Annotated in this window: 19 protein-coding genes; 2 read left to right on the top strand and 17 right to left on the bottom strand. The window is 38.7% G+C overall.

The window, feature by feature from the left end; genetic code table 11:
- Nucleotides 1–114: 114 nt before the first annotated feature.
- The 8 genes from asnS to O3621_RS01870 all read right to left on the bottom strand — a co-directional run bounded on the left by asnS (nucleotide 115) and on the right by O3621_RS01870 (nucleotide 6,053).
- Nucleotides 115–1,461, bottom strand: a complete 1,347-nt coding sequence (gene asnS / locus O3621_RS01905) for an asparagine--tRNA ligase (protein WP_314449169.1) — start codon at nucleotides 1,459–1,461, stop codon at nucleotides 115–117.
- A gap of 22 nt (nucleotides 1,462–1,483) precedes the next feature.
- Nucleotides 1,484–1,849, bottom strand: a complete 366-nt coding sequence (locus tag O3621_RS01900) for a VOC family protein (RefSeq protein WP_002906354.1) — start codon at nucleotides 1,847–1,849, stop codon at nucleotides 1,484–1,486.
- 179 nt (nucleotides 1,850–2,028) lie between these two features.
- Complete coding sequence (locus O3621_RS01895; RefSeq protein ID WP_314449173.1) at nucleotides 2,029–2,379, bottom strand: hypothetical protein; 351 nt, start codon at nucleotides 2,377–2,379, stop codon at nucleotides 2,029–2,031.
- Nucleotides 2,380–2,388: 9 nt separating this feature from the next.
- Nucleotides 2,389–2,982: a hypothetical protein gene (locus O3621_RS01890; protein ID WP_314449176.1), complete on the bottom strand. Its 594-nt coding sequence runs from the start codon at nucleotides 2,980–2,982 to the stop codon at nucleotides 2,389–2,391.
- Nucleotides 2,983–2,996: 14 nt separating this feature from the next.
- On the bottom strand, nucleotides 2,997–3,416 hold the full coding sequence (locus tag O3621_RS01885; RefSeq protein ID WP_270622653.1) for a hypothetical protein: 420 nt from the start codon (nucleotides 3,414–3,416) through the stop codon (nucleotides 2,997–2,999).
- 232 nt (nucleotides 3,417–3,648) lie between these two features.
- A complete protein-coding gene (locus O3621_RS01880) occupies nucleotides 3,649–4,122 on the bottom strand; it encodes a hypothetical protein (RefSeq protein ID WP_371513480.1) in 474 nt (157 codons plus the stop codon).
- Between the two features lie 264 nt (nucleotides 4,123–4,386).
- Nucleotides 4,387–5,568 carry a pyridoxal phosphate-dependent aminotransferase gene (locus O3621_RS01875; RefSeq protein ID WP_125331362.1) on the bottom strand — a complete coding sequence of 394 codons (1,182 nt, stop codon included), beginning with the start codon at nucleotides 5,566–5,568 and terminating at the stop codon, nucleotides 4,387–4,389.
- Nucleotides 5,565–6,053 (bottom strand): DUF5590 domain-containing protein, encoded by a 489-nt coding sequence (locus O3621_RS01870; RefSeq protein ID WP_125331361.1) that lies wholly within the window; start codon nucleotides 6,051–6,053, stop codon nucleotides 5,565–5,567. The genes O3621_RS01875 and O3621_RS01870 overlap by 4 nt, the downstream gene beginning before the upstream one ends.
- A gap of 114 nt (nucleotides 6,054–6,167) precedes the next feature.
- Here O3621_RS01870 and O3621_RS01865 point away from each other — a divergent pair, with 114 nt between their 5' ends.
- A complete protein-coding gene (locus O3621_RS01865) occupies nucleotides 6,168–6,614 on the top strand; it encodes a MarR family winged helix-turn-helix transcriptional regulator (RefSeq protein WP_002930817.1) in 447 nt (148 codons plus the stop codon).
- Between the two features lie 85 nt (nucleotides 6,615–6,699).
- The gene (locus tag O3621_RS01860; protein ID WP_002895223.1) at nucleotides 6,700–7,248 is read left to right on the top strand and encodes an NADPH-dependent FMN reductase; all 549 of its coding nucleotides are present in this window, start codon (nucleotides 6,700–6,702) and stop codon (nucleotides 7,246–7,248) included.
- A gap of 101 nt (nucleotides 7,249–7,349) precedes the next feature.
- On the opposite strand, the gene O3621_RS01855 is transcribed toward O3621_RS01860, so the two are convergent.
- The 9 genes from O3621_RS01855 to O3621_RS01815 form a co-directional block, all read right to left on the bottom strand.
- On the bottom strand, nucleotides 7,350–7,649 hold the full coding sequence (locus O3621_RS01855; RefSeq protein ID WP_125331360.1) for a DUF4176 domain-containing protein: 300 nt from the start codon (nucleotides 7,647–7,649) through the stop codon (nucleotides 7,350–7,352).
- 31 nt (nucleotides 7,650–7,680) lie between these two features.
- The gene (locus tag O3621_RS01850; protein WP_002918844.1) at nucleotides 7,681–8,226 is read right to left on the bottom strand and encodes a hypothetical protein; all 546 of its coding nucleotides are present in this window, start codon (nucleotides 8,224–8,226) and stop codon (nucleotides 7,681–7,683) included.
- Nucleotides 8,223–8,765, bottom strand: coding sequence for a hypothetical protein (locus O3621_RS01845; RefSeq protein WP_371513474.1), 543 nt, complete (start codon nucleotides 8,763–8,765; stop codon nucleotides 8,223–8,225). Before O3621_RS01845 ends, O3621_RS01850 begins: the two co-directional genes overlap by 4 nt.
- A 101-nt stretch (nucleotides 8,766–8,866) precedes the next feature.
- Complete coding sequence (locus tag O3621_RS01840) at nucleotides 8,867–9,421, bottom strand: ABC transporter permease (protein ID WP_371513472.1); 555 nt, start codon at nucleotides 9,419–9,421, stop codon at nucleotides 8,867–8,869.
- A 62-nt stretch (nucleotides 9,422–9,483) separates the two neighbouring features.
- On the bottom strand, nucleotides 9,484–9,984 hold the full coding sequence (locus tag O3621_RS01835; protein ID WP_371513470.1) for a hypothetical protein: 501 nt from the start codon (nucleotides 9,982–9,984) through the stop codon (nucleotides 9,484–9,486).
- Nucleotides 9,985–10,023: 39 nt separating this feature from the next.
- A complete protein-coding gene (locus O3621_RS01830) occupies nucleotides 10,024–10,689 on the bottom strand; it encodes a hypothetical protein (protein WP_125331306.1) in 666 nt (221 codons plus the stop codon).
- A 299-nt stretch (nucleotides 10,690–10,988) separates the two neighbouring features.
- Nucleotides 10,989–11,504, bottom strand: a complete 516-nt coding sequence (locus tag O3621_RS01825; RefSeq protein WP_371513467.1) for a hypothetical protein — start codon at nucleotides 11,502–11,504, stop codon at nucleotides 10,989–10,991.
- 240 nt (nucleotides 11,505–11,744) lie between these two features.
- Complete coding sequence (locus O3621_RS01820) at nucleotides 11,745–11,924, bottom strand: hypothetical protein (RefSeq protein ID WP_371513544.1); 180 nt, start codon at nucleotides 11,922–11,924, stop codon at nucleotides 11,745–11,747.
- Nucleotides 11,914–12,846 (bottom strand): IS30 family transposase, encoded by a 933-nt coding sequence (locus tag O3621_RS01815; protein WP_126434931.1) that lies wholly within the window; start codon nucleotides 12,844–12,846, stop codon nucleotides 11,914–11,916. The genes O3621_RS01820 and O3621_RS01815 overlap by 11 nt, the downstream gene beginning before the upstream one ends.
- Nucleotides 12,847–12,852: the final 6 nt, after the last annotated feature.

Raw genomic sequence — 12,852 nt, 5'->3', positions numbered from 1 at the left:
TAACAAGTGTTCTCTAATTTCTATCCTTTCTCACTTGTTAATCTGCGCTTCACATGACCTCCACCTCTTCTTTCTAGTGCTTTGAAAAAACGCCACATGGGCGTTTGATTCGTTTTACGGTTTAATACGGTGCAACATACGTGGGAATGGAATGGCTTCACGGATATGCTTGGTCCCTGCTACAAAGGTTACCATACGCTCGATACCGATACCGAAGCCACCGTGCGGAACTGTTCCATACTTACGAAGATCCAAGTAGAATTCATATTCTGAAGTATCCATACCAAGTTCATTCATCTTAGCAACGAGCGCATCGTAGTCTTCCTCACGCATAGAGCCACCGATGATTTCACCGTAGCCTTCTGGAGCAAGCAAGTCTGCACAAAGGACACGGTCTGGATTTCCAGGAACAGGCTTCATGTAGAAAGCCTTGATAGCTGCTGGGTAGTTCACGACAAAGGTTGGTACACCAAAGTGGTTTGAAATCCATGTTTCATGCGGTGAACCGAAGTCATCACCATTTTCCAGATGCTCATAGTCCGCATCCTCATCATTTTCATGGGCTTGCAAGAGGTCAATCGCTTCATCATAGCTAACGCGCTTGAAAGGCTCTGCAATATAGCGTTTCAAAAGTTCTACATCACGTTCCAGTGTTTCCAAAGCTTGAGGAGCACGGTCAAGAACACCTTGAATCAAGGCTTTAACATAAGCTTCTTGCAAGTCGAGTGACTCATCATGCGTCAAGTATGAATACTCTGCATCCATCATCCAGAACTCAGTCAAATGACGACGGGTTTTTGATTTTTCGGCACGGAATACAGGACCAAAGTCAAAGACACGACCAAGAGCCATAGCACCTGCTTCCAGATAAAGCTGACCAGATTGGCTCAAGTAAGCTGGAGTTCCGAAGTAGTCTGTTTCAAAGAGCTCAGTTGAGTCTTCTGCTGCATTTCCTGACAAGATTGGGCTGTCAAACTTCATAAAGCCATTCTTGTCAAAGAATTCATAGGTAGCGTAGATAATGGCATTGCGGATTTGCATCATTGCCACTTGCTTACGAGAACGCAGCCACAGGTGACGGTTGTCCATGAGGAAGTCCGTTCCATGTTCTTTAGGCGTGATTGGATAGTCATTTGACTCGCCGATGATTTCGATGTCTGTAATGTCCAGCTCATAGCCAAATTTTGACCGCTCGTCTTCCTTGACAATCCCTGTCACATAGACAGAAGTTTCTTGGCTAAGCTTTTTAATCGTATCAAACTTCGCCAATCCTTCTTCTTCGCCAAATTTCTCAATGAAGTTAGGCTTGAAGGCCACCCCTTGGAAAAAAGCAGAACCATCACGTAGCTGCAAGAAAGCAATCTTACCCTTACCTGACTTATTGGCAACCCAAGCACCGATGGTCACTTCTTGACCAACATAATTTTTCACATCAATAATTGTTACGATTTTCTTTGACACGTTTTTTCTCTTTTCTATTTTTTTATTCTTTATGACAGACTGCCTCGACATTATTACCATCTGGATCCAAGACAAAGGCTGCATAATATGATGAAAGGTTCCCCCGATAATTTGGCGCACCGTTGTCTTTTCCCCCTGCCTTTAAACCAGCCTCATAACAAGCTTGAACCTGCTCATGGTTTTCTGCCAAAAAAGCAAAGTGAATCGGAGACTGCTCTCCCTCCCCCAACCAAAAATCTCCACCAGGATGTGGGCTGTTGGGAGCAACAAAACTGAGTAGAGAACTACTTCTAAAAGCCAATTTGTAGCCTAGAGGAGAAAGAAAACTTGTATAAAAGTCTTTTGAAATTTGTAGATTCCTGACCTTTATCTCAAAATGATCAATCATATCTGCCTCCTAGATTGGTTGCTAAATGTCACTTTATTTCAAGACAAATCTTTTGGACATCTGTTCTATATTTTACCATAAAGCGATTGCAATAGCTATCCTTGAAGAGTCTAAATCTCAGAAAAATTAAAAAACCAGCCTCCTAAAGGCTGGCGGATAACTCTCTCTGAATAAGAGGACTAATTTTTTGTTCCATATAGCAGTCGATCAACCATGTCATCATCATAGTTCAAGACTTTTTTCAAAGCCATCTTAAAACGCTGATCACTGAGAATCTGACCTCCAGGACTCTGGTCAATCGTCGCATAATTCCCCTCCCCATCCTGAGTAAAGGCTAAAATGAGCTCTTGGTCAGGATCTTCACAAACATCTCTCTGAGGATCTTTGGAACTGGTAGACGGTCGAAAGTCCATTCTTTGCAGACGAAACGACAGTTCTTTATGAAAAGCCGCAATGTCCTCCTGACGATTGGCCACTGGCTCATGTTTGTCCAACCAAGTCAAAACATCTTCTTTTGTAATATATATCATCTTCCCCTCCTAAACCAAATCAAAGTTCGCCCTGTAAATGACGGTATCATAGCTTGGGCTAGCTGCTGACAGAGCCGCTTGAATGATATGGAGCACCCGCTGCTGTTGACCTTCGAAAGCCAAGGGCAGGAGCATATTGGAGACGTTTTTGACAATCACTCCCTTAGTGAATTCCCCATCTTCATAAGAAAAATCCTGCTGATGAAAAATGGTTTTGGTCTTAAATTCAATCACCTGTCCTTGCAAGATTAGCTTATAAGTCTTCTTCCAGTTGGTTCTGCCACCAAAACGATAAAGGACCAGGTAAATCCCCAAATCATGATCTGCGACCCAATCACCCGTCTCAAAGACTAGCTCGTCATCAATCCCAGCCTTTTTTAAAATCTCAATCCCTTCTTCAGAAATCATCTCGTGCACGAACTTCCAACTTCCTTCTTGGGGAAGAGATACTCCTCCCTCAGTCTCCTTCTGAGGGCTACTACTGACTTCTTTATGGTGAACCCTTTTAGGGGTAAATTCTTCCTCCCAAGTCATCTCTTCTTCTATGTCACTTACAGCCCGCCTACTAGGAAAAAAATCCAGACACTTTTCTAATAATCCCATATCCTATCTCCTCTTTATCTGTACTCCACGTGGTTTACTTCCCTTATCTTTGTATCATAATAAGGGTTAATTTGCGACAGGGCATGTTGAATCACTGTTACGATCTTGTCCTCTCGTCCTTTTAAAACCTTGGGAATCACAAGCTGGGAGATTGTTTCTGTCGATAGACCTTTTACACTTTGATCTTCCTCATTGCAAACTGGATATCTATCGGCCCGTTCTTCTTCTAGGCGAAATTCAAGTAAGTGCCCTCCGAGCATCATGGCTAAAACCTGATATTTCCCTTCCCCGATACGAAATTGCTTGACACAGAGAAAAATCCCCCTCTTCTCATCCTCTAGTAAAAATGGCAGAGCTAGTTCTTTTTCTTCAATAGAAAAATCCTCGAGAAGCTTCTTCTCTCTTTCCCCTATTTCCTTTCTGATAAAACCCATTTTATCTCCTTTTGTACAAAATAATCTTCATCCCTATTATTACTTAAGTAAAAAGACCATGAGGAACACACTGCAAGTCAATAGAATGCAGGGCTAGACCAAATGGACTTCTTTTATTATACACCGAAACACCCTCGTCTTCAACTAAATACTCCTCAAATTTTTAAGTCGTCAGGTGATTCCTATCAGAAAGTGACTTATACATAGTTAATCTAGCATTGGTAGCTGCTATTTAATCAATTGGCGGATCATTCTTTATCTCTTCTTCCGTCTTCCAGTAGGTCATACTGCTCTTCTCAGTATCTACCTCCATCTTTTTATTAAGTCTAATATCAACCTTATAATAGGCACGTTTAATTAAAAACTTTTGACTGTTCTCTGCAGAACCCCAAGTTCTACAAACCATCAAAAAGCGTGCAGAGCCCTGTCCGGATATCTCCTCCTTAGTGTAAGAACCTGGAGCAGTTGGGCGTTCTAAGATTCTCGTATTTAAATTCAATTCGGGCTGATAATTGTTCAAATACCAATCAATTCGGGCTGAGTCATTCTCATAATATTGGATACGATAGCGATGACCTTTAGCTTGCAGACTATAGCCATTGGATTCGGAAATAGTGGTCCACCCCTGCTCTGAATCAAAGAAAACATAAGCTCCTAGCAAGACTAGACCGCCTAGAAAGAATAAGAAAATCAAACGACCTTTCATATTGTTCCCCTTCCACTATTGTTTAAATCCGTTAACAGCTGAATTCTAAGCGAAGCAAATTAACATTTATCCATGCTAAAGCTTACTAATTTTAGCTAGAGTTACAAACGCTTCCATCTCTTTCTATATTATTTTACCATTTTGTCAAACTATTTGCCAGTGCAGTTGAGAGGAACTGAAAAGGACGAACTCTGAGTCCGTCCTTATCTATTGTTTATAAATTTTTGTAGATTATCTTTAGCAAGCAATCCCGGATTGTGAGGTCTATCTACTCTCCATAAATTGCTGCAGACGTCCAACGGCTTCTTTGAGAGTTTCTAAGTCTGTCGCATAGCTAAGACGGACATTTTCTGGAGCACCGAAGCCTGCTCCGGTCACCAGAGCCACGCCAACTTCTTCTAAAATTGCTGTCGTAAACTCGGTCACATCTGTATAACCTTTCATTTCCATGGCTTTCTTGACATTTGGAAAGAGATAGAAGGCACCTTGTGGCTTGACCACTTCAAATCCTGGCACCTGAGCCAAGAGAGGATAAATAGTATTCAGACGCTCTTCAAAGGCTTGACGCATAGTCTCGACCGTTTCCTGACCGCCAGTCAGAGCTTCGATAGCTGCATATTGAGCCGCTGCTGTCGGGTTAGAAGTCGTCTGACCTGCAATCTTACTCATAGCTGCTATAATCTCTGGCTCACCAACTGCATAGCCAATCCGCCAACCTGTCATGGAGTAGCTCTTAGAGACACCATTGATGACCACTGTCTGCTTGCGAATCTCCTCTGATAGACTAGAAATTGGCGTAAATTTATTGCCGTTATAAACCAGACGTCCATAAATATCATCTGCCAAAATCAGAATATCATGCTCTACAGCCCAGTTTCCAATCGCCAGCAGCTCATCTGCTGTATAAATCATACCAGTCGGGTTGGACGGCGAGTTCAAAACCAAGACCTTAGTCTTGTCAGTACGAGCAGCTTCTAACTGTTCCACCGTCACCTTGAAATTATTTTCCTCAGTAGCTTGGACAAAAACAGGAGTCCCCTCGGCCATCTTAATCTGGTCCCCGTAGCTGACCCAGTAAGGCGTCGGAATGATAGCTTCATCACCTGAGTCAAGCACACTCATAAAGAAGGTGTAGAGGGAGAACTTAGCTCCGGTTGCCACCGTCACTTGATTAGGCTGGATTGTGTAGCCGTAATAGTTGGCAAAATACTCTACTACAGCTTCTTTTAGCTCTGGCAGACCGCTAGTCACCGTATAAAAACTAGCACGGCCATCCTCAATAGCTGCTACAGCCGCATCTTGGATATTCTTAGGCGTCGGAAAATCCGGCTCTCCCAGAGTCAGAGACAGAATATCCCGCCCCTGCGCTTTCAAAGCCTTAGCACGCGCTGCTGTTGCTAAAGTCACGCTTTCTTCCATCTTTAAGACACGATTTGATAATTTCATAGTCCCTCCTTGCTGACCAAGAGTCCGCTTTCAAAACCAATCAGGTAGTAGGTGCCTCCCGACTTGACTTCCCAGATGGGCTGATCCTGAAAATAGCCCATGGTCACCTTATCAACAGTTCCCGCTCCATTTTCCTTGGCAATGCTCTTCGCCTCAGCCTGACTGACGCCTTGGTCCAGTCGATAGACCCGAATCTCATTGGAATCTTTTGCAATCAATACAGCTTTTTCGACACCCTTACTTGTCTTGCCAAGAAGACTGTAGTAAGATTCCTGCCCATTGTAGAAGGCAAATGAGTCAACTTTTTCAAGATCTGCGTATTCCTTGGCCAAGCGGCTGCTTGCTTCCTTAGCCGACTGTCTCGGCTGCATAGATACTTGCAAAACTGCAAAAAATGAAAAGACAAGAACACTGAGAACGATAAAAATACCGATAAGGTACTGCCAAATTGGAAAACTGGCTTTATTTCTATTTTTATATTTCACTCCGTCATTATACTACAAATACTCCTATTTTTCTATCTTTTTTTGATGAGAATATTCTCAAAATTCTAAAGCAATATCCTTGCATATGATACTATTTATTGGTAAAATATTATTATGAAGATTACAGACGATTTAAGCAAAGAAACTCTGCTTGATTTGAAAACCATGATTGTCTTTCACAAGGCAGCAAGAACCATACGTGCCATTGAAGCCCAGATTTTTAAAAAGCATGATTTGACTCCTACTCAGTTTTCCGTCTTAGAAACCTTGTACAGCAAAGGGGAACTGCGTATTCAGGACCTGATTGACCGCATATTGGCAACTTCTGGCAACATGACTGTTGTCATCAAAAATATGGAACGCGACGGCTGGATTGTCCGCACCTGCGACCCAAATGACCGCCGGGCTTTTTTGATTGGTTTGACAGAACAAGGCAGAGCTAAAATTGAAGCCGCCCTGCCTGATCATATTAAAAATATTCAGCAAGCTCTTTCCATTCTCGAAGAAGACGATAAGCAAGACTTGATTCGAATTTTAAAAAATTTCAAAAAAATGAGCTAAATAATTGCTAACTAGTGATTAATGTTGTAACATATATTGTAACAAGAGAAATTTCTCTTTATTTTATAAAAAAGGAGACAATGCAATGTCTAAAGTATTATTCATCGTCGGCTCGCTTCGTCAAGGTTCTTTCAACCACCAATTGGCTGAGCAAGCTGAAAAAGCTTTGGCTGGCAAGGCAGAAGTTTCATATCTTGATTACAAAGATGTACCATTCTTCAACCAAGACATCGAAAGTCCTGCTCCAGCTGCTGTTGCTAAGGTTCGTGAAGAAATCTTGGCCGCTGACGCTATCTGGATTTTCTCACCTGTCTACAACTGGGCTATTCCAGGAGTAGTGAAAAACCTCTTGGACTGGGCTTCACGCGCTTTGGATCTGTCAGACCCGACTGGTCCATCTGCTCTGAATGCTAAGGTTGTTACTGTTTCATCTGTAGCTAACGGCACATCACCAGATGAAGTATTCAAGCACTACCGCAGCCTGCTGCCATTCATCCGTATGAACGTGGTAGAACCATTCACAGGTGTTGGTATCAACCCAGAAGCATGGGGAACTGGTCAACTGACTGTCGCAGAAGACAAACTTGCTGAACTCTCAGCACAGGCTGATGCTCTTTTAGCAGCCCTTAACTAAAAAGAGAAGATTATAAAAAAGAAAAGAAAACTTATAAGACACTAACCCCCCGCAAATAATTGCGAGGGGTTTTTAGAATGCTTTACTGACAGGAACAGGTATTATAAATCAGCTAAAGAATATTTAGGATAAGGAATTTGAGATAATTCATCTTCTATTTTTGCTAGCATTTTCTCTTCTGATTCATCTATATACCCCTCAAACCAAACTTTTTCAATATCTTCTTGGTTAAAAAAGCAAGCTTGATTATCCGTCATACCAAAAGGATATACACAACCGGAATAGTCTAAATAACCAATTTCACCCTTATTATTATATAGAGGATAACGGTTAATAATCATAATTTTTACTTGTCCATTTTTAAGTTGGACAACACTCCCTATCGGTAGTAACTTGGACATTAGAAACCTCCTTTAAAAATCTTCTCGAATTCTAAGTATTCTTCTTTTTTAATCTTTTTAGAACTTTTATCTGTTTGAATAAATGGGATCTTATGAGACAAAAATAAACAATCAAGAAGCCAATATCACTTAACAAATAAGAGACATAGACACCTCTGCTTAGATACTCAGTTGCATGATAAATTGCAAAAAAGGTAAAAAACAAACCGAATACAAGCTTCGCATATACATTTCGACTAAAAATATATAAAAATTCGTCCTTAATGGGAAGCGTTTCAAAGCGAAACTCTTTAAATGACAGTTCTTTCTTTGTTCTCACAAGTAATTCTACTAAATACCCAAGAATAATATAACCCAATACTAGAGAAATCAACTTCCACAGGAAGGAAAACTGGCTATTCGAAATAGAAGTAAATCCATGTAGCAGCAGAATGCTAGCTGCAGGAACATAATTCGTGAGATCCAGATGGAATGTTGGTCTATCTACATTGACATAGATTTTATTAGTTTTTGGGTCAAAATAATAGTTTCTACCCTGAAAAGCTAAGAGTTCGGTTAAATATTCTTTTTTCTTCATTTTAATTGCTTTTCCAGTCTTTTAAGGATAATCAATTTCTCTAACGGTCTATTTCCTATTAACATGAGCCCAGATGCCGGGAGAAAACCAATTATACCCATAAAAGAAAGGAAGCTTCCTGAAAAATAATAATCAATAATAAATTTAATTGACGTAAAAAATAGTATAGTCCCAAAAAACAATATTCCTTTACATTGTGTTTGTTGGTTATAAAGAAAATTAGGCCAGTCAAAATAAAGTTTCTGATTAAAACTTTTCATAGTTCCTTTTCTAATATTTCTTAGAACAAATATTATCAAAACTAAAACGCAGAGAACAGTCGAACACAAAATAAATATTCTGATAGGCACACTGGCAACCTGAGGTGCCGTTGCTTCTGAATAAATGTTTCGTAAAAGAAAGGAAGCAGGAAGAATAGACCAAGTGAGATTAGGAGCTTTCTCTTCTTTCTTATCTATAGAGTATAGTTCTCTAGTTTTTCTATCATAAAAAATATTCTTATCTTTGAAATTACCCAACCAAAATACATTTTTATTCATTGATTTCTTCCAAGTGGCGACGGTTCATAATCATAGCACTTCCATTCAGTAAGTAATTGGTCATACATTACCTTGATCCATAGATTATAAGCTAAAGCTCTTTATTTATTTTTTATCAATTGCTTTATTGCCGTCATTCTTTTCATAAAATTGCTTTTTGCTGTTACCATATAAAATATAAAATAAAAGGCAATAACTTCTATTAAGTTTGTCATGTTAGGAGCGTTCAAATATTCTCTCATTTGAAAAACAGTTAAGAAAGAACTCACTGCAAATGTAATAAGCAGAATGTATAATCGGTTTCTCTCTTCTTCTAAAAAATTCAACCAACCAACATGTTCATATAATTTGGGATTAAAGGCCTCAACGTTTTGCCCTAAATACTCATCTTTAAATCCAAAGTGACAAACCAAAGATATAAGAATAAGGCACGCACTCAAAACAATTACTCTTAAAATAGGGGATTCAAATTTTATATTGTTTACTTGAATGAGAAAAGCATTTCCTAGAATTCCAAAGGAGATTACTAACCATCTGAGATTAGGAAAAACTCTCTCATTTACTTTATTAGAATATACTTTTTTTCTTTTCACATCATAAAAGATGTTTCGACCTTGAAAGCCGCCTATGATAACCATAGATTTCGTTTTCTTCATTTTTCAATACCATCATATTAATAAAAAACTAGGACTGAGAGAAATCAAATTCTTCCTAAACTTTACCTATCTACTACTTGAGCCTCAAATTTAACTGGTTTATTGTCTACATTGGTGATGGTGATGGAGTAAGGTTTGTTGTTTGTCACATCAAAAATTTTTTCTCCTTGATACTGAATAATTAAATTTGATTTTTCTATATAAATATCAGCTGAATCACTATTTTCTACATAAGATTCAGTCAACTCTCCCGACTCATCTCTGACCCATTTGAACACATTTTGATTACTTAAATCATAATGTAACTCACTACCACTTACAGACCAATACTCTCTGCCATTTAACTCTAGTTTATTTTTATCATTTTTCTTTAGAATTAACTCTGAATAATATTCCACATCCTGTATCCGAGGATTGACCGTTAGGCTGATCGACTGTCCAGGTTGTAGGGTATATTTACCAAGATTTTGTGCCCATAAATAAAAGAGAAAAGCAGATGCCAGAACTCCAACAAGCAATAAACTACAACCTAAATTCCAATTCCATTGTTTTTTCAAGGTCATTTGTGAATCTCCTTATAGTCGTCATACCATCTTGGAGCTCTATCCATTCTGCAAGATTTCATCCTCTTTCCGTTTTCTCTGCTGACCCGACCATTTGATACATAGCAACAATACTATCATACGAAGAATCAAATAGACCAAACGAAGGATTTTCATCTTACCCAGAGCAGACAAAAACTCCTCCCTTGCATGTCCCACTTCTTGACCTAACTGTTCAACCGTTTTGCCTGTTTCCTCTTTAATAACAGCTGCATTCTTTGAAATTAAATAATAATTTTGCTCTAAACTAGTGGTATAGGCTCTGGATATTGGCTCGTCTAAGAAAAAATATACTCTATCAGCATACTTATCTTCAGACAAAGTATAGTATATTTCAGCTTCACTCTCCCATTTTTTAGGAAAACTACTTATTCTCATATTTTCATAGTCTAGATGCATAATGCCATCCAAGATGTTACTAGTCCATTCTTCTGCATAGTGGTACAGTTTTGCCTTTCTATCTACCATTGGCCAAACAATGACATACCGACTATGCATGAATTCCTTGGTCAAGGCCGAGTTGTTAGCCAGACTGGTCGCACCAATCTCGTATACTGACCAAACAAGCGCAATGAGCATTAAAAAAGATTGAGCGGGTTTTGTTTTAAAATATTCCTGAAGTAACCTAACCTTGGTATCAGTTTCCCTATTGTCTTTTCCAAACATCTTTAAATTTTACTTCTCCCCAATTATGTAAATTAAACGAAACGAATAATCGGTTCTTCTTCATCCAATCACCTCAAGATATCCAGTTGATTTTTGTTCATAAGCAAAAGAGGAAGAAATGAGAATCAGAAGTAATGACAAAACAATAACTAGGAATTTATAGCGTTTGAATTTAACGAACATTGTATCAGCCCCTCTTTCAAAATAGTCAAAAAGTATTCCTGATTTTTCCTCTTCAACAGTTTTACCATGATCTACAAGAAAGGCTTCACTCTTCCCTGTCCGTAATATCTCACACTTTATTTAGAAGCTAGTTGCTGTTTCATTTTTTCAAAAAACTGATTCAATTCTGTTTGAACCTGACGTAGTAGCTCTTTTTCTTGAGTCTCATCTATCTCAATTTTTTTCCTAATAGCATCCTTATCTATATAAGTATATCTTGAATAAGTCAATTTTAATTCTTTATCCACGAAAAAACCTGCATCTATTTCTTTACCATCAATTGTAGTAGAAAAATGAATCAGAAGCTCACTGTCTTCCAAACTAGTCGGTGGGCGTACATCCAAGTTTAATTTACCAGGTATTTTAAGTTCATTTATTCCCCATCGCCGAATCACCGGGTCATCCGGAATTCCATAGCCAGCATCTCGGATAATATCCTCGTTGTTACCTGCGAGGATACTTGCCAGTAATTCAATTTTATTGGCAGAAGAAAAATCTGGTTCAGGTCTATCATCAGGCCCAAAGAGCAACCAAATGACAAAAACAGTTATTATCAAAAGTAGGATGCTTATTATTTTTTTACGTACCGACATTTTTATCTTCTCCTCGCTTCAAATAATCATAAAAATCTTCTTTTGATTTTTTATGCTCATCCGTATCTGGTTTCCATAAGAAATCCCATCTTTTCCCGTGCTTAATAAATTGGCCACCTGCTGTACAGGCTTCTTACATGCGTTCTCCAGAGGCTAGAGTAGCTATCAGGTAGTCACGCTCTTTTAGGCAGTCGGTCTGTAACTTGATTGCTAATTCTAAGTTGTTGCCAACGCTTTACCTTACTTGTCCACCACTTGAGCCTCAAATTTAGCCGGTTTATTGTCTACATTGGTGATGGTGATAGTATAGGGTTTGTTATTCGTGACGTCAAAAACTTTTTCTCCTTGATACTGAATAATTAAATTTGATTTTTCTATATGATAAATTGCAATAAAAAGTGCAACAAATCTAAAATTCATCCATAAGTGCCTCAAATGCTGTTTTGTAACCTAAGCATTTTCTTGGACGGTGATTTATAGCAAGTAAAGCATTTACTAACGATTCATCAGTAATGTCGGTTAGATTAGTTCTCTTAGGAAAATATTCTCTAAGCAAACCATTTGAATTTTCATTACTTCCTCTTTGCCAAGATGAATAAGCGTCCGCAAAGTAAAAGTCTATTCCTAAAGCTTCCACTTGAGGATAACAAGCAAATTCTTTTCCTCTGTCTGATGTAAATGTTTTTAAAAAGTTCTTAGGAAAAATCTTCTGAAGTGTTTCTATGGCTGAAAACATTGATCTAGCTGATCGGTCAGGTATTTTAAATGCCAGATAAAAACGTGTTTTGCGCTCTACAAATGTAGCCAAGCATCCTTTGCTTTTCCCTCTGGAAGAAACCATGGTATCTAATTCCCAATGACCGAAATTTTGCCTGTTCTTCACTTCTTTAGGTCGCTTGGAAATAGGTTTACCAATAATGAATTTCCCTCTAGTCTCACGAGGTTCACGTGTTTTACCTTTTCGTCTTAACGTCTCTAAACTAACTTCGAGTTGCCCATTATATATCCAATTATAAATCGTTTTAAACGATATGATTGGCTTATTTTCGTACTGATAACGCCCATGAATCTGCTCGGGTGACCAAGATGCTTTTAAATGACGTTCTATATCTTTCTTCATCTGTGAAGTACATGCAGTTTTCCTTCCCTTAAGTCTAGATAATTCCTCATATTGCCTTTGTGCTTCTTCGGCAGAATATTTATTTGGACACCGTTTGATTTCTCGGCTAATTGATGAACGGTGAAAACCTAACTTAGTTGCAATATAGGACAGATTAAAACCTGCTTCAAGATATGCTTCTATCTTTAGACGATCAATTATGGTAATATGTAAGTAGCCCATAGGATT

This window comes from Streptococcus sp. 20925_1_22 (assembly GCF_041431685.1).
Taxonomy (GTDB): Bacteria; Bacillota; Bacilli; order Lactobacillales; family Streptococcaceae; genus Streptococcus.
This window is presented reverse-complemented; position numbering and strand designations above follow the sequence as displayed.